21 protein-coding genes and 1 pseudogene are annotated in these 22756 nt (G+C 67.1%); 10 read left to right on the top strand and 12 right to left on the bottom strand.

The window, feature by feature from the left end; all coding sequences use genetic code 11:
- Positions 1-277: 277 nt before the first annotated feature.
- Positions 278-970, bottom strand: coding sequence for a M23 family metallopeptidase (locus ABZ942_RS33155; RefSeq protein ID WP_357388980.1), 693 nt, complete (start codon positions 968-970; stop codon positions 278-280).
- 210 nt (positions 971-1180) lie between these two features.
- On the opposite strand from ABZ942_RS33155, the gene ABZ942_RS33150 reads away from it, so the two are divergent.
- On the top strand, positions 1181-1477 hold the full coding sequence (locus ABZ942_RS33150; RefSeq protein ID WP_357388978.1) for a metalloregulator ArsR/SmtB family transcription factor: 297 nt from the start codon (positions 1181-1183) through the stop codon (positions 1475-1477).
- Between the two features lie 422 nt (positions 1478-1899).
- Here ABZ942_RS33150 and ABZ942_RS33145 read toward each other — a convergent pair whose 3' ends face one another.
- A complete protein-coding gene (locus tag ABZ942_RS33145) occupies positions 1900-2886 on the bottom strand; it encodes a glycosyltransferase family 9 protein (protein WP_357388976.1) in 987 nt (328 codons plus the stop codon).
- Between the two features lie 159 nt (positions 2887-3045).
- Here ABZ942_RS33145 and ABZ942_RS33140 point away from each other — a divergent pair, with 159 nt between their 5' ends.
- Both ABZ942_RS33140 and ABZ942_RS33135 read left to right on the top strand, forming a co-directional pair.
- Positions 3046-3498 carry a VOC family protein gene (locus ABZ942_RS33140; RefSeq protein WP_357388974.1) on the top strand — a complete coding sequence of 151 codons (453 nt, stop codon included), beginning with the start codon at positions 3046-3048 and terminating at the stop codon, positions 3496-3498.
- Between the two features lie 113 nt (positions 3499-3611).
- Entirely contained in the window at positions 3612-4199 is a 588-nt protein-coding gene (locus ABZ942_RS33135) for a DUF308 domain-containing protein (RefSeq protein ID WP_357388972.1), read from the top strand.
- 145 nt (positions 4200-4344) lie between these two features.
- On the opposite strand, the gene ABZ942_RS33130 is transcribed toward ABZ942_RS33135, so the two are convergent.
- The 5 genes from ABZ942_RS33130 to ABZ942_RS33110 form a co-directional block, all read right to left on the bottom strand.
- Positions 4345-5538: a Dyp-type peroxidase gene (locus ABZ942_RS33130; RefSeq protein WP_357388970.1), complete on the bottom strand. Its 1194-nt coding sequence runs from the start codon at positions 5536-5538 to the stop codon at positions 4345-4347.
- Positions 5531-6097 (bottom strand): copper chaperone PCu(A)C, encoded by a 567-nt coding sequence (locus ABZ942_RS33125; RefSeq protein WP_357388968.1) that lies wholly within the window; start codon positions 6095-6097, stop codon positions 5531-5533. Before ABZ942_RS33125 ends, ABZ942_RS33130 begins: the two co-directional genes overlap by 8 nt.
- 604 nt (positions 6098-6701) lie before the next feature.
- Complete coding sequence (locus tag ABZ942_RS33120) at positions 6702-7229, bottom strand: hypothetical protein (protein ID WP_357388966.1); 528 nt, start codon at positions 7227-7229, stop codon at positions 6702-6704.
- A gap of 236 nt (positions 7230-7465) precedes the next feature.
- The gene (locus tag ABZ942_RS33115) at positions 7466-8248 is read right to left on the bottom strand and encodes an SGNH/GDSL hydrolase family protein (RefSeq protein ID WP_357388964.1); all 783 of its coding nucleotides are present in this window, start codon (positions 8246-8248) and stop codon (positions 7466-7468) included.
- Positions 8249-8322: 74 nt separating this feature from the next.
- Complete coding sequence (locus ABZ942_RS33110; RefSeq protein ID WP_357388962.1) at positions 8323-8982, bottom strand: hypothetical protein; 660 nt, start codon at positions 8980-8982, stop codon at positions 8323-8325.
- Positions 8983-9328: 346 nt separating this feature from the next.
- Between ABZ942_RS33110 and ABZ942_RS33105 the strand changes: the two genes are divergently transcribed.
- A complete protein-coding gene (locus ABZ942_RS33105) occupies positions 9329-9709 on the top strand; it encodes a hypothetical protein (RefSeq protein ID WP_357388960.1) in 381 nt (126 codons plus the stop codon).
- 9 nt (positions 9710-9718) lie between these two features.
- On the opposite strand, the gene ABZ942_RS33100 is transcribed toward ABZ942_RS33105, so the two are convergent.
- The 4 genes from ABZ942_RS33100 to ABZ942_RS33085 form a co-directional block, all read right to left on the bottom strand.
- On the bottom strand, positions 9719-10561 hold the full coding sequence (locus ABZ942_RS33100; RefSeq protein WP_357388958.1) for an alpha/beta hydrolase: 843 nt from the start codon (positions 10559-10561) through the stop codon (positions 9719-9721).
- 1297 nt (positions 10562-11858) lie between these two features.
- The gene (locus ABZ942_RS33095) at positions 11859-12416 is read right to left on the bottom strand and encodes a hypothetical protein (RefSeq protein ID WP_357388956.1); all 558 of its coding nucleotides are present in this window, start codon (positions 12414-12416) and stop codon (positions 11859-11861) included.
- A gap of 793 nt (positions 12417-13209) precedes the next feature.
- Positions 13210-13923 (bottom strand): endonuclease/exonuclease/phosphatase family protein, encoded by a 714-nt coding sequence (locus tag ABZ942_RS33090; RefSeq protein WP_357388954.1) that lies wholly within the window; start codon positions 13921-13923, stop codon positions 13210-13212.
- A gap of 92 nt (positions 13924-14015) precedes the next feature.
- Entirely contained in the window at positions 14016-15233 is a 1218-nt protein-coding gene (locus ABZ942_RS33085; RefSeq protein ID WP_357389040.1) for an AI-2E family transporter, read from the bottom strand.
- Between the two features lie 144 nt (positions 15234-15377).
- Here ABZ942_RS33085 and ABZ942_RS33080 point away from each other — a divergent pair, with 144 nt between their 5' ends.
- Positions 15378-17390, top strand: coding sequence for a heavy metal translocating P-type ATPase (locus tag ABZ942_RS33080; protein WP_357388952.1), 2013 nt, complete (start codon positions 15378-15380; stop codon positions 17388-17390).
- Between the two features lie 88 nt (positions 17391-17478).
- On the opposite strand, the gene ABZ942_RS33075 is transcribed toward ABZ942_RS33080, so the two are convergent.
- On the bottom strand, positions 17479-18423 hold the full coding sequence (locus tag ABZ942_RS33075) for a helix-turn-helix domain-containing protein (RefSeq protein WP_357388950.1): 945 nt from the start codon (positions 18421-18423) through the stop codon (positions 17479-17481).
- Between the two features lie 257 nt (positions 18424-18680).
- Here ABZ942_RS33075 and ABZ942_RS33070 point away from each other — a divergent pair, with 257 nt between their 5' ends.
- The 5 genes and pseudogenes from ABZ942_RS33070 to ABZ942_RS33050 all read left to right on the top strand — a co-directional run.
- Positions 18681-18938 carry a hypothetical protein gene (locus ABZ942_RS33070; RefSeq protein ID WP_357388948.1) on the top strand — a complete coding sequence of 86 codons (258 nt, stop codon included), beginning with the start codon at positions 18681-18683 and terminating at the stop codon, positions 18936-18938.
- A 32-nt stretch (positions 18939-18970) separates the two neighbouring features.
- Positions 18971-19372 (top strand): hypothetical protein, encoded by a 402-nt coding sequence (locus tag ABZ942_RS33065; RefSeq protein ID WP_357388946.1) that lies wholly within the window; start codon positions 18971-18973, stop codon positions 19370-19372.
- 224 nt (positions 19373-19596) lie between these two features.
- The gene (locus ABZ942_RS33060; RefSeq protein WP_357388944.1) at positions 19597-20298 is read left to right on the top strand and encodes a response regulator transcription factor; all 702 of its coding nucleotides are present in this window, start codon (positions 19597-19599) and stop codon (positions 20296-20298) included.
- A 623-nt stretch (positions 20299-20921) separates the two neighbouring features.
- Entirely contained in the window at positions 20922-21935 is a 1014-nt protein-coding gene (locus ABZ942_RS33055) for an ATP-binding protein (RefSeq protein ID WP_357389038.1), read from the top strand.
- Between the two features lie 241 nt (positions 21936-22176).
- A pseudogene (locus ABZ942_RS33050) lies at positions 22177-22756 on the top strand (hypothetical protein); the annotation flags it as partial.

Below are 22756 nucleotides of genomic sequence, written 5' to 3'. Positions count from 1 at the left end.
AACCTTGCGCGGCAGGACGAACCTTGCGCGGCAGGACGAACCTTGCGCGGCAGGACGAACCTTGCGCGGCAGGACGAACCTTGCGCGGCAGGACGAACCTTGCGCGGCAGGACGGAAGCTGCGCGGCAGGATGCGACGTGCGTGGCAACCGGTCTCCGGTGTGGCAATGTGTGAACGCCCCGGGCGTGCACGTGTGCGCGTTGGCACGTGTACGGCGGGGCGTCCGGGGCGTGGTGGTCGTTCGCGAGCCCCTCATCGACTCGCGAAGACCACCGGATCAGGGTGTGTTGCCCTGGATGTCGATGCCGCGGCCGGCGAGCCAGGGGAGCGGGTCGATGGGCTCGCCGCTGGGCAGGTGGATCTCGTAGTGCAGGTGCGGGCCGGTGGAGAAGCCGCGGTTGCCGACGGTGGCGATGATGTCGCCCGCGCGGACCTGCTGGCCGACGGTGGCCAGGATGTCGTTGACGTGGCCGTAGATGCCGATGGTGCCGTCGTCTTGCTGCACCCGCACCCACATGCCGAAGCCGCTGGCCGGTCCGGCCTCGATCACGACGCCGTCGGTGACCGCGCCGATCGGCGTGCCGATCGGGTCGGCCAGGTCGAGGCCCGCGTGCAGTGCGCCCCAGCGCACGCCGAAGGTGGAGGTCAGCACGCCCGCGATGGGGCGAACGGTCTTGGGGCGGGCGGCTTCGACGGCGAGGCGGTGCTGCTCCCACACGACGTTGTCCGGCACGGTCTGCGGCATCTGCGCTTCGCGCGGGGTGAACGCGGTGAACACGGCCTGCGGTGCCACGTCGGCGGTGAGCTTGCCTGCGGTGAGCTGGTCGGCGCTCGATTGCTGGTCGGCGGCGGCGAGGACGCCGAGCGAGGCGCTGACGACCGCGGACACGGCCACCGCGCGGGTGGCGGCACGGTGGCGTCGAGTCCGGGTCGCGCCCCGACGGGAAGATAACGGAACGGTCACGGGCATGGGACGAACGTACGGGAGGGTCATGCGGGTTCCGCAATCGTGTGGTTACCGTCACAGTGTAATGAAAGCCCAGTTCGCGTATTACAAGTGTGTAACGCAACCGCGCGCCTCGCGTGTTCACCTGGGGGAATTCCGTATTGCGCGGAGTTGACCAAATGGTCGCTCGTTGATCACACTATTTCAGTGGCGACTAATGGAGTTCGCGCCCTCATGGCGCTATCGGACCCGACCCGCCGCGCCATCTTCGAGGCGCTCCCGCAGGCCCCGCGCGCGGTCGGCGAACTCGCCGAACTCACCGGCGTGACCAGCTCCGCCGTCTCCCAACATCTGCGCGTCCTGCGCGAAGCCCGCCTGGTGATGATGCGCCCAGACGGCAACCGCCGCCTCTATTCCCTCGACCCCCGCGGCCTCAGTGATGCCCGCGACTACCTCGACCAGTTCTGGCCGAGCGCCCTGGCCGCCTACTCCGCCGCTCTGCAAACCGCCCGCACCGACAGCAGTCTCTGATGAGCGCGTTCGCCGCCGAGCATGTGGCGGCGGTACCGGAATTGTTCGGCGGCAACGGGATTCGATATGCCGCCGCCCTCTGAGTTGCGTGCCATGCTGTATTGCAGGCTGCGCAACTGGAGACATTGTCCGCTCGAAGGTCATGGAGGGCGAGGAAGTGTCCGGTCCGGAGGTTGCGCGAGTGCCGAGCGGAACGGCAGCGAATCCGAGCTTGCCCGCGCCTGGTGCGGTGTTGCTGCCGATCGGATCGACGGCGGCTGCTGGGCCCTCGAATGGATAGCGCGCCAGGCAGCTACTTCGCACACGCGTGCCATATACGCAGCAGGGTCGGCTGGATCTGAGGAAGCCGCCAAGTCTGCGAGGACCAGGCGGGTTGTCGATGGTGGGGTTGTGCGGGGTCCTGCCGGTGGTGGGTGGAGCCGTCAGCCGACGCGACGATAAGGAGTGCGGCGGGGTTGGGTGCCGGTGCCGGGCCAGTTGCGCTTGTTGAGCTGCTTGTCCACGGCGTTGACGACCTCGGTGACGCCGATCCGCAGCAGGCCGGTGTCGGGTGTGTCGGCGTACGGGTCGCCGAGCTGGCCGGCCCAGAGGACGATGTGCCGATTCAGCAGATGCGGGGGTGGTCCGCCCCAGCGCGGCGGGGTGGGGCCGAAGATCTGGACGGTGCGGGTGCCGAACGCGGTGGCCAGGTGCGCGACGCCGGTGTCGCCGCTGATCACCAGCCCCGCCTCGGCGACGGTGGCGGCCAGTTCGATCAGGTTCTGCTCCCCGGCGAGGACCCGGCCGATCGGCAGGCCTGCCCGCGCGGCGATGTTCAGCGCGATCTCGCGCTCGTATTCATCCCCGGTGAGCACCACCTCGCGACCGAGCACCAGCAGGTGCCGGACGACGGCGGCGAACCGATCCGCCGGCCAACGGCGGGCCGGCGCGCCCGCGCCGACGTGCACCACGACGCAATCACGGTGGCTCGTGGTCGACACCGGCGGCACCAGGCCGAGGTTGCGTCGATCCGCGACGATTCCGTCGGACTCGAGCAGGTGACACCAGCGGTCCACGTTGTGCATGTCCGTCTGCCACTCCGGCCCGTCCAGCTCGGGGAACGCCGGATTGCGGTAGCTGAGGATCCGTCCCGGTTCCGTCTTCTCCAGTTGCACAATGCTTTCGGTGCTCGGCCCGTGCAGGTTGACGGCGAGTTGCGGGCCGGGCGCGTCCCAGCGCAGTCCGCCGAGCTCGGCGGTGGGCACCATCGCATCCACCGAGGCGATCAGGTCGACGATCGGCTTCAACCGGTGCGGGGCGGCGAGCACGATGCGGTCGTGGGGCTTGGCGCGGCGTAGCGCGCGAAGGGCCGGGACCCCGGTAAGTAGATCACCAAGGCCCCGCGCCTGCAGCACGAGTACAACCGCCACCCTCTTCTCCTAGCCACCCGAGACTCACGATTCCGACCCACCCGCTTCACGCCATGGGCGTACACGACGAGAGTCACTTAGGGATGACTACCCGAGCCAAACCGGCGATAAACCCCGCTAGCGATCGCCCGCTGTGCTTTGGCGCACTAACCTCGTGTCATGACCTCCCGGCTCAACCCGTACCTCAGTTTCGGCGACACGGCCCGCGCAGCTCTGGAGTTCTACCGCGACGTGTTCGGCGGCACCCTGACCATCAGCACCTTCAGTGAATTCAGTGACCAGGAGGCGCCCGGCGCGGACCTGGTCATGCACGGCATCCTGGAAACCCCGAGCGGCTTCACATTGATGGCCGCGGACACCCCGCCCGGCATGGAATACAAACCGGGAAGCAGCATTTCGATCAGCCTCAGCGGCGAGGACGCGAGCGAGCTGCATGGTTACTGGGACCGGTTGTCGGAGGCGGGCACGGTGTCGGTGCCGCTGGAGAAGCAGATGTGGGGCGACGAGTTCGGCCTGTGCCAGGACCGGTTCGGCATCACCTGGATGGTCAATATCGCTGCCCCCGCGGTGGCGAAGTCAGGCGTGTCGGCGGCCGACGAATCCGTCGCTTAGCCGGACGGCAGCCGCCGGACAGGCGGATAATTCGGTGGGTAAGCCCACTGGACTTGCGAGTTGCGTGGGCAAATGTCCAGGAAACTCTACTGGCAAGGGCATAGCATCAAATTATGACGACAAACAGCGTGCTCGAGGGTCCTTTGCAGTCTCTTGCCCGCAGTGCGTGGCAAACCGTTCTGGTCACCGGCTTACTTTCGGTGATCCTCGGCGTGATCATTCTCGCCTGGCCCGGCGTCACCCTTTTGGCGGCGGGCGTCCTGTTCGGTATCTACCTGGTGGTCAGCGGTTTTCTGCAGCTGATGGCCGCGTTCGGCGCACCGGCCAGCACCGGCATGCGGGTGCTGGCCTTCATCAGTGGCGTGCTGTCCATCGCGATCGGCGTCTTCTGTTTCCGTGACGAGCTGACTTCGATTCTGCTGCTTGCGATTTGGATCGGCATCGGCTGGCTGTTCCGTGGCGTGTCCGCGTTGGTGATCGCGGTGTCCGAGCCTGCCGTGCCCGGCCGCTGGCTGGCCGTGTTCTTCGGTCTGATCACGGTGATCGCGGGCATCGTGCTGATCGCCTGGCCGTTGTCGTCGGTGGCGACGCTGGCGATCGTGGTCGGCGTGTGGTTGGTCGTGCTCGGCATCATGGAGGTCATCCTGGCGTTCGGGATTCGCAAGGACGCCAAGGCGATTCACGGCGCAACCGGTATCTGACCGATTCACTCGGCCCGCGGCCGCCGCGTCGATCCGGCGCGGCGGCCGCCGCGTACTTGCCGGGCCCCGTCCGGCCGGATGCTTAGCGCGACTGCGTGATCGGCGGACCCGATGCCGACGCCCGCTCGTGTCGGCATCGGAACCATCACGATTCGAACAGTGACTGGCCGAGGTACCCGCCAGGCGCCGGAACTCCCGGCGGGATGACGAACACCGCCGAGCCGATCGGCGTCGTCCACACGTTGAGGGCGTCGAAGTCCGCGAGTCGCTGTTGGACCGGCAAGAACTGGGCGTCCACGTCGCGCTGGTAGGCGGCGAAGAGGAGGCCCGAATTCGAGATCCGGCCCGGTGCCGGGGCGTCGTCGTAGTTGTAGCCGCGGCGCAGGAACCGCTCGCCGTCGTGCGTGTGATGGGCGCGGGCGATGTGGGAGGACTGCGGGATGATCGTGATGCCGTTGGCGTCGACGGCCGCGAAATCCGGTTCGTCGAATTCGGCGGTGCCGGTCAGCGGCGCACCGTTGGCGACGGTGCGGCCGACGGTGAGTTCCCTTCCCGCCTGGTCGATTTCGTCCCAGGTGTCCAAGGTCATCGCGATTCGGCGCAGCACGCAGGAGGTGCCGCCGGCGAGCCAGGGTTGCGCGGAGCCGTCGTCCCACACCAGCCGATCGAAATCGGGTCCAGGGTCGATGTTCACCGTGCCGTCGACTTGGCCCATCAGATTGCGTGGTGTCCGGCCGGGTTCGGCGTTGCGGAACCCGCGCTGCACCCACCGCACCGCGACCAAGGAGGACACACTCCGGCACAGCACACGTACCGCGTGCGACACCGTGGTCGCCTCGTCCGCGCAGACCTGTACCAGCAGATCGCCGTCGCTCCAAGCTGATTCGAGCCGGTCGATGACGAACGGTGGCAGCGGTCGAAGCCAGGACGGGCGGCGGTGCTCGAGGCCCGCGGTGGTGAACACCGCGGGGCCGAGGCCGACGGTGATGGTGAGCCGGGCCGGGCGTTGTGCCAGTTCCGGTTCCGTGTCGGCCAGGGCCGGGTGGCCCTGGGTGAGGCGGGCGGCGTCGCCGGTCCAGATCTTCAGGATGCCGATGAGGTCGTCCCTGGTGACGCCCGGCTTCAGATCGAACGCGACGAAAGCCGCCTGGGACTGCGGGTTGGTCGCGATCCCGGATTGGTGTGTGCCGTAGAACGGTTCGGTCGCCGACGTCCGCGGGGTGTCGTCGCGGGCGGTCAGGGCTACCGCGCCCCAACCGATGCCCGCGGCGCCCGCTGCGGCGGCGCCGCCACCGAGCAGGCGCCGTCGGTTGAGGCGTCCCGGGCTGGTCTCAGCCACCGTGCGCCGGTGCCTGCGCACCGCTCGCGTGATCGGGCGCGTAGTTCTCCTGATTGCCGGAGAAGTCCCGCACCTGCGCGGTGAACGTGGTCGTCGACCCGTCGTCGAAGGTGAGCGTGACCGGCGTTTCGGCGCCCGTGCGCAGCGGACCGGTGAGGCCCATGAACATGATGTGGTCACCACCCGGCCGCAGCTCGGCCTTCCCGTGCGCCGGAATCACGAACCCGCCCGCCTTGGGGCGCATCGTCTTGGTCCCGCTCGCATCGGCAACCACCTCGTGCAGTTCGACTCGGCTCGAGGCGGGACTCGACGCCGACACCACGGTCCGCGCCTTGTCACCCGCATTGCTCAGCTCACCGAACGCCGCCGACATATCTCCATCCGCCGCCTTCACCCACTGATCTTTGATCGTGACCGAGTCGGCGGCCTTGGTCTCGGCTTTGTCGTTGGACGAGCAGGCGACAAGAAGCAGCGGAACAGTCAAAGCTACTGCGGCACCACGCAGTACACGCGCCGCGCGCCGCGAGCTGGGTGCTGAATTGGTTGTGCAAGAAAGCATGGAAATCTCCGATCATGGGGAATGTGTTGTCTCACCGCGAGTGGTCACACCGGCTCTGTCGGCGGCGGCTGCTTTACGTCATCGGAGGCTGGTGCGTGCACGGATCGCATCAATTGTGTTGCCGAGCTGACTGATACGCCCGACCCTGCCAGTGGTCGAAATATGCCACTTCGATCCGCTGACCGTTGCCGCCGTGCCGCCGAACTGCCAACTCTTCTGGGCGAATCAGTTGGTGTGCCCGAACTGCCTGCCCTGATCCGCCGTTGCCGCTGATCGTGATCCGAGCGCATGCGGTGAGCGTCGTTGGCCCTGGTTGAGCCGGTCCACGCCGCATTGTCGGCCCATGGATGGGTCGGCCGCGTGGCCTGAATCCTCCGGCTTTCGCAGCTGCTGCCGCGCTGGAACCGTCGGCGGTACAGCTGAAGGCGCAGAACTCAGCTCGACAGACTTGCTCAGCAATGGAATCGGTGCCCGCCGTAGACTTCCGGTGGCCTCGTTCAGCAACTAGTCGTCTAGCATTCCGTACGGGCGCATCTCGCAAATGTGCGGGAATGCGTTCTGCGACAGAACAATTGAACTCTATCCGCGGTAGGTGGAACGTAGCTCAGTGGCGGGGCGGCGGCCCGCGCAGCCCGGATCCGGAGCTGAACAGCAAGCGCCGCGGCGCGGCCAGGGGGCCCACGGGGACGGCGTATCGGAGTATGAAAGGGGCGGCTGGGCGGGTGTCGAGCACTCGCACGGCTCGGTTCGCGGCGGATGTCGCTCGGCCGAAACCGATTTCGGCGCCACGGATGAGTAGGGCGCCGAGCGGGATGGCCGCGAGGTGGGCGGCGAGCATGATCGAGGTCATGCCGGTGGTGTGGTGGTGGCCGGGCGACATGGTCAGCGCGACATGGCCGACCGCCTGGCCGATCGCCAGCAGCACCATTACCTCGGCGATCCCGAAACGAGTCCGCCGCGCGCCGACGACCACGCCGACAATCGTGCAGGCGGCGATCAACATGGCGATCGAAGACTGCCCGGGGGAGACCTCGCCACCACCGAGGGCATGCGCTGCGATGCTCACCGCACCGGACGCGGATCCGACGAACGCACCACGCAGTCGCGCCGTAGCCTCCGCCGATGTTCGCACCGCGCCATACTACTTCCGGTCGTAGGACCCGATCGCACCGGTTTGCGCAGTTACCCAGGTCATGCGCCGCTGGCCACAGCACACCTGCCCACTTACCTGCGCGGCTGGTTCTGCCTGCGTCCGGCCGATCCTGCTCGCGATCCGCGCCAGAGAACGTGCCGTGCAGGCGAGCCCTTCTCGACCGTTAAGCCCTGAACGCACGCCTGGCGCGCTACGCGAGTCGGCTGCGGCGCGAATTACGCCAGGACAGGCAGCAACTCTGGTCGTTTGGCTTCCTGATCAGTGCCGGACGAGGCCCCGCGTAGTCGGCGTCCGATCCATGGCATCAGGTAGTGGACGGTCCAGCGGAACTCGGTTGCGACCGTCTGGGGGACGGATCGGTCGACCGGCGGTAAGGGGTCGCGCCAGGTGTCGTCGGCGCCGGGGACCCGGAGGGCGGCGGCGAGGGCGCGGGCGACGATGTCGTGGCCGGTCGGGCTGAGGTGCAGCCGGTCCTCGTCCCATGCGGCCGGGTGGGTGGCCGCGACGACGGGTTCGAAGTCGACGAGGGTGACGCCGTTGCGTGCGGCGAGGGCGCGCAGGTCGGCGTTCAGGGCGCGTACCCGCGCGGACAGTGGGCGGGCGAACGGGGCGACGGCGCCGATGTCGGGGAAGGTGAACGTCACGACCTCGGCGCCGATCGCGGTGAGTGCGGTGAACATGGCCTCGATGTCGGCGAGCAGTGCGTCTCGGTCGAAGCGGGGCCGGATGACGTCGTTCATGCCGGCCACCACCGTGGCGAGGTCCGGTTTCAGTGCGAGGGCCGGCTCGAGCTGTTCGGCGCGGATCTCGGCGGCGCGACGGCCGCGCACGGCGAGGTTGGCGTAGTGCAGCGCCGGGTCCGCGGCGGCGAGCAGGGTGGCGAATCGGTCGGCCCAACCGCGGTATCCGCCGTTGCCGTCGGGATCGCCGATCCCTTCGGTCTGACTGTCGCCCAGGGCGACGAAACGGGCGAACGAGGGTCCTCGGGTCGGCTCCACATCGAGCTCCTGTGGTGTGCGTCGCACGGAATGCCCTACCGGCGCCCCGCTTTTCGGCTCATCGTCGCATGGGCTCAGAGCGGCCGGAATCCCGCCCCGACGCCGCCGCCCTGATCTATGTCGTCGAGCACCATGCCGATCTGGGTCGCCACGGCGGGATCGTGCAGCGGTGCGATGGGCGGTTGGCAGACCATGTCGAACACGGTGACGCCGGCCAGTCGCAGGCCGATGTGCCCGACGTTCATGCCGACCAGTCGATCGCCGATGGTGACCGGCCCGCCGGAATCGCCTGGTTGCGAACAGGATTGGTTCTGGAACCACCAGCGGTGCGTGTCCCACACGACGCCGCAGTTGAATCCGGAGGTCCGCCCGTTCTTGCACACCACGTCACCCTGCTGTGGTGGCGCGCCGATGCCGCCGATCGTGGTCGCGGCCACCTGGCGGACCGGTGTGACCTTGGCTCGATCGAATTCGAGCACCGCGTAGTCGTCAGTGTGATCGACCGCCGCGACGGTGCCGACGACGCCGGCGTCCGGTGCGCGTTCCGCCCGTACCGACATGCCTACCTCGGTGCAGTGTCCTGCGGTGAGCCCGACCAGCCGGTCGGCGCGATCGTATCCGATGGTGGTCAGGGTGCAGACGCCGCGCCCGAGCAGAATCCCGGAACCGCCGCCGAGCGAGGCGACCGGCACGGCCGTCGCGACGCCCGGCATGCCAACGGCGGCGAATGTCATCGCGACAGCGCAGAGCGCTAGTCGAATCCCTAACCGGCCCAGAGCGACCATGTCGCACCCTTCATCCCGGGGATGTATCAGGTCACGATCATTCGTTCAGACGAGCGGGCTGATTGTTTCAGACTGGTCGGTCTCTAGTCTGCTCGGCAACCGTTCCGTGACCAGATCTTGGGTCAAGTGCAACCACGGGAGCGGTACGGGGACGTCCGGTCACGGATCATCGAGCCGCTCGGGCTACCCGACATCCGCTGGCCCGGAACCTCGCCCACCCTGCCCGCACCACACGCCAAGGCCTACCGGCAGTGCGCACTCGACGGGCCGCTGACCGACGTCACCGAGGTGGTGGATGCCGATGCCTTGGGCGGGTTTCCTCTCCACCACCGGCACCTTCTATCGAAGTCTGTTGGGCGGGAAACTGTTACGGCCCGAGCAGTTGGCGCTGATGCGCACTACCGTGCCGGTCGAGGGCGAGGTCGGGCAGATATGGCCCGGCATTCGTGACGGGCTCGGCCTGTTCTCGGTGCCCCTGTCCTGCGGCTACTGGATGCACAACGGGGGTCAGGAGGGATACGTCACCGAGACCGGCGTGACCGAGGACGGGCGTCGCAGTGTCGTCGTATCGATGTCCGCGGCCCTCGCCGTGGGTGACGACTTCATGCGCAGCAAGGGATTCGAGCAGGAGCGCGCGGCGACCGCACTGGTCGATCACGCACTCTGTGCTGAATGAAGTTGCACCTCAGAGGAATTCGTTCAGATGCGTCAGCAGGGCCTCGGGCCGTTCCTCGGCGATGAAGTGGCCGCAGTCGGGGATGACGGCCCCGCGTACGTCTTCGGCGTAATCACGCCAAACCTCCAGTACCGGAATCGTTTCGAGGAAGCTGGCCGAGCCCCAGAGCGCGAGCAACGGCATGGTGAGCCGGTGACCGGCGGAGGTGGCGTCGTGTTCGGCGTCGACCGCGGCGGCGCGGTAGTCGTCGAAGCCCGCCCGCAGCGCGCCGGGAGTGCTGAAGGCGCGGATGTATTCGTCGATAGCCTCGCCGGGCAGGCCGTGCCGGTTGACGGTCCAGGTCTCGAAGAAGTAACGCAGGTAACCGGGAATGTCATGGCCGACAAGGCGTTCGGGCAGATCCGGCTGCAGGTGCAACAGCCAGTGGAAGTAGCGGCGGCCGAGCGCGGCGTCCATCCGGCGCCAGGTCTCCCTGGTGGGGATGATGTCGAGCACGGCGAGCTTGGTGACCTGATCCGGACGATCCAGCGCCCAGCGGTGGGCGACCCGCGCGCCGCGGTCGTGTCCGACGACGGCGGCGGAGGTGAACCCGAGCGACTCCATCAACGTGGCCACATCGGAGGCCATGCTGCGTTTGTCGTAACCGGTGGTCGGCTTGTCGGTGTAGCCGTAGCCACGCAGATCGGGAGCGATCACAGTGTGCCGCTCGGCCAAGGCGGGCAGGACCTTTCGCCAGCAATAGCCGGTCTGCGGCCAGCCGTGTAACAACACCAGCGCCGGGCCCGACCCGGCGCGGCGATAGTGCATATGAATGCCGTTCACGGTGCCTACCCCGCGGCTGATCTCGACCATAAGAGCATTCTCGGCCGGGCCGGAGGTCGGCGGCGGCGAAATCGCGGCAACGGTCTGCGTCGGCTGCGAATGTCGGGGTGCGGGAGAGACTCCGGCGCGGCGATGGCGCGGTGCGCAGGGGTGTGTTTCGTCGGTATCGATTGAGAAGTCGGCGTGCCCGCGGTTGCAGTCTCGGGCCAGTACACCTAGAGATCCACGCAAAGGTGCACCTATCCGGGCAAGTGCTGCTTAGGACTCCATGCGGTGAGCAGTCCATTGAGCTGAAGACCTGTCCACGTTTTCCTGTGAGTAGTGCTGGGCGCGTCGGGTGGGGTACCCGGCTTTAGGTGTGCGTCAGGTGCGTGGTGTCGCGTTTCCGAGGTGGTCATCTGGCTGTGGTTGCGTTGCGGGAGTTCGATATTGAGCGAATCTCGGCTTCCGGGGTGGTGAAGAAACCTCCGGGCACCTTTTGTGTCGGCCGCTCACTCAGTACAGCGGGGGTGAGGCTGACACGGTGGGTGTCCGGTTAGGTTCTCGCGTGGTGATCCGGCGATGGTTGCGCCCCGCAAGGGTGTATTGCCTCGGATCTGCACTCTGTCTTGGGATCTGCACTCGGAATTGGGCCCTAGAGTCGGTGCAGATCCCGAGAGTGTGCGCGGATTCTGTCGTCTGTTACGCGATTTGGGGGCTGCACACCGTTTGTGTCGGGCGCTCACTCAGTACAGCGGGGGTGGGGCTGACACGGTGGGTGTCCGGATGGGTTCTGGCGTGGCGATCCGGCTGTTGGCTGCGGTCCCACGGGCTCCGGCGTGGCGAAACCCGTTGGTGGGAGGGGGTTCACAGGGGGTGTATACCCTTCACAGCAGCTCAGCACCCTGTGAAAGGTGTGGGCGCTCTGTGAGTTCGGCAGTTACCGACGGGGAGGTGCCGGTCGCCACCGGCCGTTGCGGGTTGCGGGCCGGATTGCCTCGGATCTGCACTCTGTCTTGGGATCGGCACTCGGAATAGGGCCCTAGAGGGGGTGCTGATCCCGAGAGAGAGTGCAGGTTTGGCTGACGGCGGTGGCGTTGGGCGGCGTTGGTGTCAGCACGATGCTGCCGGGTCGGGGGGATTGCCTGCGGGTTAATGCTGTTGTCGAGGGATTCGATTCGTTGGGGTGGGGTGTCGATCAATGACGTGGTGTGGGCGCGGTCGCTGTTGAGGAGGCGTTCGGCTCGTCGGCGGTTGGCGTGGATTGTGTAGCCGGCGCGACCGTGTGGCTGTTGTCCAGAGAGCCCGGTGCCGAGGACAGACTTGATTCGTCTGGGCGTGGTGTCGGTTATGAGGTCGGTGTGGGCACGGTCGACGTTGGCGGTGCCGTCGATGTTGTGGGTGCGGGGGCGTTCGAGGTGGTGACCTTTGGCGCGGATGAGGTGGTGACCGGTGCGGAGGTCGGGCGGATCGGATCCGGGCAGACGCCGGTTTGTTCGCCGAGGATGTTGATTTCGGCATTGGCGCGGGGGTCGCCTGCGTAGTTGATGCGGTCGGTGCATTTGACGTAGTTGTCGGCGGGCGGTTGTTGGGGTTCCGGGCAGACGCCGGTTTGTTCGCCGAGGATGTTGATTTCGGCGTTCGCGCGGGGGTCGCCTGCGTAGTTGATGCGGTCGGTGCACTTCACGTATTCGTCGACCGGGGTCTGAGGGGCGCCGGCTGGCTGAGGTCCTTGGGGGACTCCGGCGGGCCCGGGCGCGGGTTGTGCCGGTTTGCCGGGTGTCGGTTGCCCGGTGGTCGTGGATGGTTTCGCGGTGGCGCTCGCGAGGGGCGTTCTGGTGGCAGACGACGTATCGGTGCTGTTGGACGAGCAGCCGGTGAGCGCGAGGATTACCACTGCCAGCATCAATAAGACTGCCGCAACGCTCTTTTGCGTGCTCGAGTGCACAAATCTCGTACGGGACATAGCTCCTCCTGGTACCTCGCCCGTCGATCCGAGGGGCGCGAATTACTCTCCGGCCGTTACTGTTCGGCTCGAAACGAAGTGTTGGTGCGCTAGCGGCCGCCGAAGTCGCGGGTACGCGAGCCCGGTTTCGGGAAGCGCGAATTCGTCGACTGGGAGCGTGAATCCGCCCGCCGGCAATGGGATTCCAGCCGTTGATCCCGCGAGTTGGTTCATCGACATCGCCGTGCCGAATATCGACGGCGCGGCGCCTGATTCCGGGGAGTAAGCGCGGTCAGGCAGCGCCGAGCGTTTGTCTGGGAATGCGCATCCGTTGTCGGGGAGCGTGGCCAGGTTGTCGGGAACTGTGAATCCGTTGTCGGGGTGTGCAGTCTCGTCGGCGGGGTGCGTGGTCTCGTCGGGGAGTGTAGATCCACGGTCCGGGAATGCGGATCCGTTGTCGGGGAGCGTGAATCCGCACTCCGACAACGTGATTCCAGCCGTTGATCCCGCGACTTGGCTCATCGACATCGCCGTGCCGAATACCGACGGCGCGGCGCCTGATTCCGGGGAGTGAGCGCGGGCAGGCGGTGCCCAGCACCGTGTCATCTCGGCCCCCTCGCGCCCGGTCTCCGCATGCCGATTCGGCACCCCGGTTGAACCCTAGTCGCCGCGACCGCGCACCAGCAGACACCAGAATCACGGGGTTGGCGCACCGCGCGCGATGTGCTGACCTGCGGCTACGAAAGAGCAGTCGTCACAAGGCGATTGTCGCGCGGACCAGATTGTGGTCGGACAGGCCGCCCGAATCCTCGACCACCACTTCGCGCACGGTCGCGTCGCGCACGACCACATGATCGATGAACTGTGACTTCGCGCCCGAGGTCCGTGGACGGGTCGCCAACGAGCTAGGCGCCAGGTCCGCGACCGTAAATCCCGCACCGAGACTCGACGCGACCGTCGCCCCGTCGATATTGAAGTCCCCGAGCAGCACCGCCGGATATTCCGGTGTGACGGAAGCCATTTCGGCCAACCGTGCGAGCTGCTTCGTGCGCCGCCGATCTCCGGTCACATGCGTGGCGATCAACACGACACCGCCCGCGCTGACCGCGAGCGCACCCTTGCCGGGATCGTCGGCGAAGGACTCGGCGGTGATCTCGCGGCTCGGCCCCTCGACGATGAGCACCAGGTGCTCGCTCGGATCACGCAGCGCGCTGGCGTGCCTGCGCGCGGTCGGCACGCGCACGTATTGCATGGAGTGGATCGTCCGACCGGGCAAAGCGGCCCGCAGACTGATCAATTGATCACCGCTGACCTCCTGCAGCGCGATTGCCCACTCGGTGCGCGCCGCCACGCCCGCGGTGACCGCGTCGATCCGGGCCGCCTCGTCCGGCCACCGGCTGGAGACGTCCTCGTACCAATTCTCGGCGTGGATGCGGTGCAGAACGTTCCACGTGGCAACGGTGATCACAGGTCGCGATGCTAGGGGACCGCTTGCCAGCGGTTGTCGCCGGAGCGGTGTCTGCCCGAATGATGTCGGGCGCGCATCAGGGGAGTGCGTGCTCAGCTCGTCGCGCTGCGAGTCGAAGCCGTTGCGGCGTCGCCACTTTCGCCGGTGACCCGATCGAGGCGCGGGAACAGGGTCTCTCTGATCAGCAGCAGTACGGCTGCGGCGACCGGGATAGCGAGCAGTGCGCCGATGATGCCGAGCAACGCGCCGCCGAGCAACACGGCCACGACTGTCACCACGGCGGGGACCTGAACCGTTCGACCAATGATCTTGGGTGCCAGCAGATAGTCCTCCACCAGCCGCAGGAAGATGAAGAACCCGATGGTGGCGAGGCTGACCGGCAGCGACACCGTCAGCGCGACCACCGCGATGATCGCGCCGGCCAGCGTCGAGCCGACCAGCGGGATCAGATCGAGCACCGCGACGAGGACCGAAAGCACCAGCGCGAATGGAACATCGAAGGTGAGCAACCAGATGAAGGTGAGCACGGCGGTGATCAACGAGATCAGCAGATTGCCGAGTACGTAGCCGCCGACCTTGGCGAAGATGGCGTCCCCGATCAGGATGGCGCGGGGTCGCCTCGCATGCGGGAAGAAGCGGTAGACGTAGGCGCGCAGTTCGGGGAAGTTCGCGGAGAAGTAGGCGGTGAGTACCGCGACGATCACCGCGCTGGTGACCGCGCCGAACACCATCTTTCCCGCGCCGAGCAGGCCACCGGTCCATGAGGCGTCGGTGGCGATGCCTTCTTTGAGCTTGTCGTCCAGGTGCAGTCGTGCCGAGGTGGTGTGCACGATCGGATAGGTCTGTTCCAGGTGCCGCAGTTGGTCGGGTGCGTGGTCGATGAGTGCTCTGCCCTGATCGATCAGCGGCGTGATCGCGGCGGCGAGGAATCCGGCCAGGGCGGCGAGCACGCAGAGGAAGACGATCGTGACGGCCACACCCCGCCGGACGCGGTGCCTGGTCATCCAGGAGACCACCGGTTCGATGCCGATCGCCAGGAACAGCGCCGCGACCACCAGTACCAGTGCGTCGCGTGCGTCGAGGAGCAACCGGGCGAAGCCGACGGTGACGATGACGCCCGCGGCGCCGGTCATCCCGATCATGAACGGGGACCAGCGATCGAATCGTTTGCCCGGCTTACCGAGCGGATGTTTCTCGGTGCTGATCGCGGCGGCGTCGGCCTCGGCTGCCGTGATGACGGCGGGCTCGTCGACGGAATGAGGTTGGCCGACCCATTGGCTGTGGCCTTCTGCCGCCGTGTCGTCGTCCATGGATTTGTCTGTCGAATCGTTCACCGAGCGGGTCCTTCTGCTGTCGCCGCGCCACACCGGCGGAGGGTGGTGGCTGCCTACCCGGCACGGCGTCGATGAAACAAGATCTATGCACACATGGCAATCTATGCATATTATGTTGGCATGACTAGCGAGGGACGAGGCGAGCACGGGCATGGGGGCGCACTGCTGGGGGAGCGGTCGGAGCTGATCTTCGCGATCGCCTCCGGCGTCACCTATGCGGGCGGCATGACGGCGAAGTACCTGGTGTCCGCGCCGGAGTGGGTGGCGATCGCGTTGTTCGCGGCGACCTACTTCTTCGGTGGCTACTTCACCATCCGCACCGCGATCGCCACCGTGCGTCGAGGTCGATTCGAGGTCGACTTCCTGATGCTGGTCGCGGCGGTGGGCGCGGCGATGGTGGGTAAGTGGGCCGAGGGTTCGGTGCTGTTGTTCCTGTTCAGCCTCGGGCACGCGCTCGAGGAGTATGCGATGGGGCGCGCGCAGCGGTCGATCGAGGCGTTGGCCGAGCTCGCGCCGGATACCGCGTTGGTGCGTGGACCCGACGGTGTGGTGCGCGAGGTGGAGGTCGGTGCGCTCGCGATCGGGGATGTGGTTGTCGTGCTGCCGAATTCGCGGCTCGCCGCGGATGGGGTGGTGGTCGACGGTGTGAGTAGCGTCGACGAGTCGTCGGTGACGGGTGAGAGTATTCCGGTGGAGAAGGCGCCGATCGCCGAGGTCGCATCGGCGAGTGGTACGCCCGTGCCGGAATCGCATCGGGTGTTCGCGGGCACGATGAACGGCTCCGGTGCGATGGATGTGCTGGTGACCAGTCGGGCTGCGGACAGCATGCTGGCGCGGGTTATCACGATGGTGCGCGAGGCCGATACGCAGAAGTCGCCCACCCAGCGATTCATCGACCGCTTCCAACTGTTCTATGTGCCGGTCGTGCTGGCCGGTGTGCTCGGTGTTCTCGTCTTCGGCGTGTTCGCCGCGTCGGAGCCGTTCGCCGACAGCTTCTATCGAGCCATGGTGGTGCTGGTGGCCGCGAGTCCGTGTGCGCTGGCGATCGCCACTCCGAGCGCGGTGCTGGCCGGGATCGCGCGGGCCGCGCAGGCCGGTGTTCTCGCCAAGGGCGGTGGGCCGCTGGAGACGCTGGGCCGGGTGCGGTCGATGGCGTTCGACAAGACCGGCACGCTCACCTGGGGGCAGCCGAAGGTTACCGATATCGTCGCGGCCCGTCCGGAACTGCGCGACGAACTGATCGCCACCCTGTTCGCGGTCGAGTCCTACAGCGACCATCCCCTGGCCGGCGCGATCACCCGCGACCTCGCGCAGCTGGTGCCCGCGGGCGCCGAACGGACCGCGACCGCCGTGAACTCGGTGACCGGCCGCGGCGTCACCGCCCTGGTCGACGGTCGCACCACCGAGGTCGGCAACCGCACCATGTTCTTCGAACTCGATCCCGAGGGCGTGCCCACCGACATCATCCGGATCGTCGACGAGCTACACGAGCGCGGCCGCACCACGATGATCGTCCGGCACGCGGGCGTCTACCTGGGCGTCGTCGGCGTGATGGACATCCCGCGCGCCGAAGCGGCACCGGTCGTCGCCCGACTGCGCGAGCTCGGCATCGACGACATCGTCCTCATCTCCGGTGACAACCAGCGCGTCGCCGACGCCGTCGCCGCCGACATGGGCCTGAACGCCGCGCACGGCGGTCTGCTGCCCGAGGACAAGGTCACTATGATCGGCAAGCTCGGTGGCCGCAACGGCACCGCCATGGTCGGTGACGGCGTCAACGACGCGCCCGCCATGGTCAATGCCTCGGTCGGCATCGCCATGGGGGCAAGCGGTTCCGCCGTCGCCCTGGAAACCGCCGACATCGCCCTCATGGTCGACGACATCGGCCGCCTGCCCTTCGCGGTAGACCTGAGCCGCCGCACCGCCCGCATCATCCGCCAGAACCTGACCTTCTCCCTGCTGATCGTCGTGGCTCTGGTCCCGGCCACCCTGATCGGGCTCCCGATCGGTCCCGCCGTCTTCATCCACGAGGGCTCTACCCTCCTGGTCGTCGCAAACGCCCTGCGTCTGTTGCGATTCCGTCGTGGTGCCGAGCATGCGGGCATCGACCACGAGCCTCGCCCGACCCTTTGAACGGACTGTCCGCCTGACTCGAGCTGGCACGCTGTGCGAGAAGGCACTCGATGCCATTGCGCCCCAACCGCACTCGACTCCCTCCGGTTCAGCGAAATGTGTTGCGATAAGCGCGTGGCGCTGTGCCGACCTGGCGGGTGAAGTGGCGGCGCAAGGTCACCGCCGTGCCGAAACCGGACGCCTCGGCGACGTGATCGATGGACAACTCGGTGGTTTCCAGGAGTTGCCGGGCGCGGTCGAGGCGGGCGTTCAGCAGCCACTGCTGGGCGGACGTGCCGAGTTGGTCCTGAAAGTGTCGCTGCAGGGTGCGTACGGACATTCCGGCCGCACGGGCGATCTCGGTCTGCATCAGCGGACGCTCTAGATTCTGCTCGATCCACTCCAACACAGGTTGCAGAGCCGACCGATCGTCCGGGGATGGGAGGCGGGGGATGAACTGCGCTTGGCCGCCGTTGCGCTGCAGGGGCGTCACCAGGTATCGGGCCGCGTTGGCAGCGATCTCGGCACCGTAATCGCAGCGGACCATGTGCAGGCACATATCTATCACCGCCGCCGATCCCGCCGACGTGAGCACCGGGCCGTTGTCGACGAACAGCACCGTCGGGTCGACTTCGATCTCCGGATAGCGGTCGGCTAGTTCGGCACAGGCCAGCCAATGCGTGGTCGCGCGCTGCCCGTCCAGCAGGCCGGTGGCCGCAAGGGCGAAAGCGCCGGTACACAACGAGGCGATCCGAGCCCCGCGCGCGGCCGCCCGACGGATGGGGTCGAGCATCCACTGCTCTCGTTCGTATGGAGGTTGCCCGCTGGGGATCAGTACCGTGTCGGCGTCGTCGAGCGAAGCCAGTGTCTGCGACGGCCGCAAACCGAACGCCACCTGTCCGCGGGCCATGGCCGACGTGTCGCCGCTGCCGCACACCCGCACGTCGTAGCCGGGGGTGTGGTCGCCGAGCCGGACCACCGCGAACACCTGCAAGGCTGTCACCAGGTCGAACACCTCGACCCGGTCCGGAATTATGGCGGTCACCACATGCATCCCGCCATCGTATTGCCGGGTATCGAATGTGCTATTGAACGCGCGGGCGATTTTGGCACGATCTGATCGGATGGTGCCGCTTATTGCACTGGAGAACCGTTCATCGCTGGCCATACATTGTTATAGCAAATGGTTGGCAACATCGATGATCGACGATGTGATCGGGAGTTCTCATGGCCGCTGGGCTGCGCGTCGATCAGGCCCGCAGGCAGGATCGATGAACGGAGTTTCCGTTGGCTGACAGGATATTTCGGCGAATGGTGATGCAGGGGTTCATGTTGACCGCAGCTGCCTCGGTTGGCCTGATGTGCCACGCCATCTCTGCTGATCCAGAAGTTTATACCGCACTGGTTAACTCGTCGCCGAGCACATCCGAGATGTCGATGATGCGGCAGTCGTCGGCCCGTGCAGCTGAAACGGAGTGCAAGATCGGCCTGTTTGCGCCACCGGACCGGAGCTGGGGGCGGCACTGGAAAGGCATCTGTTTCGTGAGGTCGGCGAAAGAAACCGAATAAGTCGTTCCGTACACGTCTTCCAAAGGAGAATCATGCGTAAAACAATCCTAGCGTCGGTCGTTCTCGCCACCGTGATGGGTGGATACACGCTGATGACTGCCGGAACCGCAACGGCGATGGACAAAGCGGCCTCGTGCGCCGCGGTAGTCGACGTCACGACGAAGTTCAACGACCAGATGGGTGCCCTCGACAAGAGCGATCCGAATTTTGAGGGCAACAGGAAAGGCGTGATCGATAACTTCAGTGATCGTCTCACCGGCGTGGCTGCTACGACAGACGACAGTGAACTGAAGAGCACGATCACCAGAGCGGCCGAAAAGTCGAGGCAGCTGGGAACGGTATCGAACGACGAGTACAACAAGATCGTCCAGGACAAGAACTCCGACTTCGTCACGGCGGCGACCGAGCTCAACAACGCCTGCCCGCTGCCCTGATCGGGCCTTCGCGCGGCCCGTCCACGCGGACGACCAGCCCGGCGACTGGTCATTGACGAAATCCCGGGCAGTGCAGCGTCCCTCCGCGCCGGTCGCGGAGGGACGCGTCGGCACGATCGCCGCGGTCGCAGGGCGCGACGATCCGCCGGGATCGGCGGCCGTCGACACGGAATCTCCACATTTGGTGCCGGACCTCTCCACAGGGGGTGGCTAGGGTTCCGGGCATGGAACAGAGCGGAGCGGCCGGGGGACAGCTGGCGCGGCGGATTCTGGTGGTCGATGACGAAGTGACCATTGCGGAGTCGGTGGCGGCGCGGTTGCGGGCCGAAGGGTTCACCGTGGACCTGGCGCACGACGGGCCGGGTGCGGTGGCCGCCGCGTCGGCGCTCACCCCCGATCTGGTGGTCCTCGATGTGATGTTGCCGGGGTTCGACGGACTCGAGGTTTGTCGGCGGATCCAAGCGGAGCGCTCGGTGCCGGTCCTGATGCTGACCGCACGTACTGATGAGACCGACCAACTCGTCGGACTCGGCGTCGGCGCCGACGACTACCTGACCAAACCGTTCTCCCTGCGTGTCCTCACCGCCCGCGTGCACGCCCTGCTGCGCCGCATCGACCGCGCCGCCGACCGCGACGGCGACACCATCGTCGTCGGCGACCTCCGCATCGACGTCGACCAACGCCGCGTCTGGCGCGCCGACGTCGAAGCCCAACTGACTCCCCTCGAATTCGACCTACTAGCCCGGCTGGCCCGACGCCCTCGCGTCGTCCTCGCCCGGGAACGCCTCCTCGAAGAAGTCTGGGACTGGGCCGACGCCGCAGGCACCCGAGCTGTCGACAGTCACGTCAAAGCATTGCGCCGCAAACTGGGCGCCGACCTGATCCGCACTGTGCACGGCGTCGGCTACGCACTGGAGGCCCGATGAGCGCCGACCATGCGGCCCTGGATGACAAGGCCGTGCCCGGTGCAAGTGCCGTGTCTGGCGAGACGGATACGCCTGGTGGAAGTGCCGCGCCCAGTCAAAGTGCCGCGCCTGGTGGAAGTGCTGCGCCTGGTGGAAGTGCCGTGCCCGGTGAAACTGCCGCGCCCAGTGAAAGGGCCGCACTGCACGGGACAGCAGCCCAGGGCGAGAAGGCCGTGCCGAATGAGAGCGCCGCGCGCGACGAATCGGCCGAGCAGCGCGAGAGGGCCGTGCCCAGTGGGGGTTTCGCGCGGGGCGCGAGTGCTGTCCCGGACAAGGCGGCCACCTCGAGTAAGAGTGCCGCACTGGGCGAACGGGCCGCACTGGGCGAACGGGCCGCGCTGCACGGGAGGGCCGCGCCAGGCGAGTGTGCCACGGGTGGGAGCGTCGCGCAGGGGGTGACGGTTGCGTTGGACGCGACGGCGCTGGACGCGGGTGCCGTGCTGGACAAGGGCGTTGGTGCCGTGCCGGGCTCGGCTGGTGCTCGCCGGGCCGCCGATGACGTGCGCTCGACCGCCGATGCGGTGGCCGGTCAGGCTCGTGGCAAAGGCCCCACTGGGTTCCATGCTGTCATCGAGCGGCTGCGCGTGCTGTCGGACAAGGTGGCGGAGATTCTGCCTCGTCCGTTGGATCCGGTGCGGTCGATCAAGGTGAAGCTGGCGATTCTGATGTTGTGTGCCGGGGGGATTGCGTTCGGGTTCTTTCGGATCAAGATCGGGTGGTTGCCGCCGAAGACCACGTTGGCTGCGGTGGGGATCGCGTTGGTGACGTCGCAATTCCTGGCGCACGGAATCACCAGGCCGTTGCGCGAGATGACGGCTGCGGCCAAGCGGATGGCGCACGGGGATTACACGCGGCGGGTGCGGGCGACGTCGCGGGATGAGGTCGGGCAGTTGGCCGAGGCGTTCAATCAGATGGCCGCGGATCTTGCGGCCGCCGACCAGCAACGCCGTGACCTGATCGCGAATGTGTCGCACGAACTGCGCACGCCCATCACCGCATTGAACGCGGTGCTGGAGAACCTCGTCGACGGGGTGTCCGAGCCGGATCCGAAGACGTTGCGTACCGCGCTCGCCCAGACCGAGCGGCTGAGCCTGCTCGTCTCCGAACTGCTCGACCTGTCCAGCATCGAGGCGGGCGCCTTCCCGCTCGACCGCGAAAGCCTGGACGTCGCACCGCTGTTGTCCGAAGTAGTCGCCGAGGCAGATGTCGCCGCGGCGGCCCTGGGCCGGGGCGTGCGCTTCACCACCGACGTACAGCCCAGCAACATCAGTGTTTTCGCCGACCGTGCACGTTTGCATCAAGTGCTGCTCAACCTGCTCGACAACGCGGCACGACACGGTCCGGCCGGCGGTGAGGTCCGGGTCACCGTGCGCAGGCACGCGGGCAAGCTGGTGATCGAGGTGTCCGACGACGGACCCGGTATCCCACCGGCCGAACGCGCCCGCGTCTTCGATCGCTTCACCCGCGGCGGCCGTACCGCAGGCGGCGGCACCGGTCTCGGCCTCGCCATCTCTCGTTGGATCGTCGACCTGCACGGCGGCACCATCGCGGTCGCCGACCCCGGCTCCCGCATCCGCGTGGTCCTACCCGGCCACTGACCCGAGCCACACCCATGCACCCGGACCGCATGAGGTCCCGGGGCGATCCCGCACACCCTCAGGAGGGGAATTAATGCCCGAAATGCCCGAAATGCCAGCACCTCCGGAACCTGCTCGGCCCGAGGCATCAGTGCCCGCCGAACCGGCATCGGGACGTGCCGTCCCCGTGGGGGTGCTGTTATCGGCCGCACAACGGACTGCCGTTCCACCAGACGACGAGACGTTGCCCAGTTGGGCGTCAATGCAGTCGTACCCCGGTCCGGCGTACCGGCCGCTGCCGCGGTGGCGCCGCGTCGTCTGCCCACCCGGCGTATTACCCGCAGCCTGCCTCGCCGGATTCACCGGCGCCGCGCTGATCCCGTTGGACCGCCCCGGAATCGGTTGGCTACTCACCGGATCGGTCGCCGTCGGCGCGATCTACCTGGTCGATCGCAACGCCCGCAAGTCGGCACAAAACGACGACGAGGCACTGGACGCTAACGACGGCGAGTGGTCTGCGACGAGCGAGACTGCGGCGTCTGCAGCCGGGGAGACTGCGGTGCCCGGACCTGAGGAGACTGCGGCGCTCGACCCAGCGGCTAGTGCGACGCCGACATCATCCGCCGCGACGTCGAATCCCGGAGGGGAGGATTCGACGTCCAGCGCAAAGTCATTCCACGACAGTGCTTTCCGGGAGGAAGCACCGGGCGTCGCGAATACACAACCCGGCAAGTTCGACAACGCCAAAGAGTCGACCGCAGCGAGCGAGCGAGCTGAGCGGAATCCGAAACCCGATCCGCTGGTGTTGGATTCCGATGCCGAGCGAACTACCCTCGCCGATG

Origin of the sequence: Nocardia sp. NPDC046473, assembly GCF_040645995.1 — a bacterium.
Classification (GTDB): domain Bacteria; phylum Actinomycetota; class Actinomycetes; order Mycobacteriales; family Mycobacteriaceae; genus Nocardia.
Note: the sequence above shows the minus strand (reverse complement) of the source record. Positions and strands in the feature narration are given on the sequence as shown.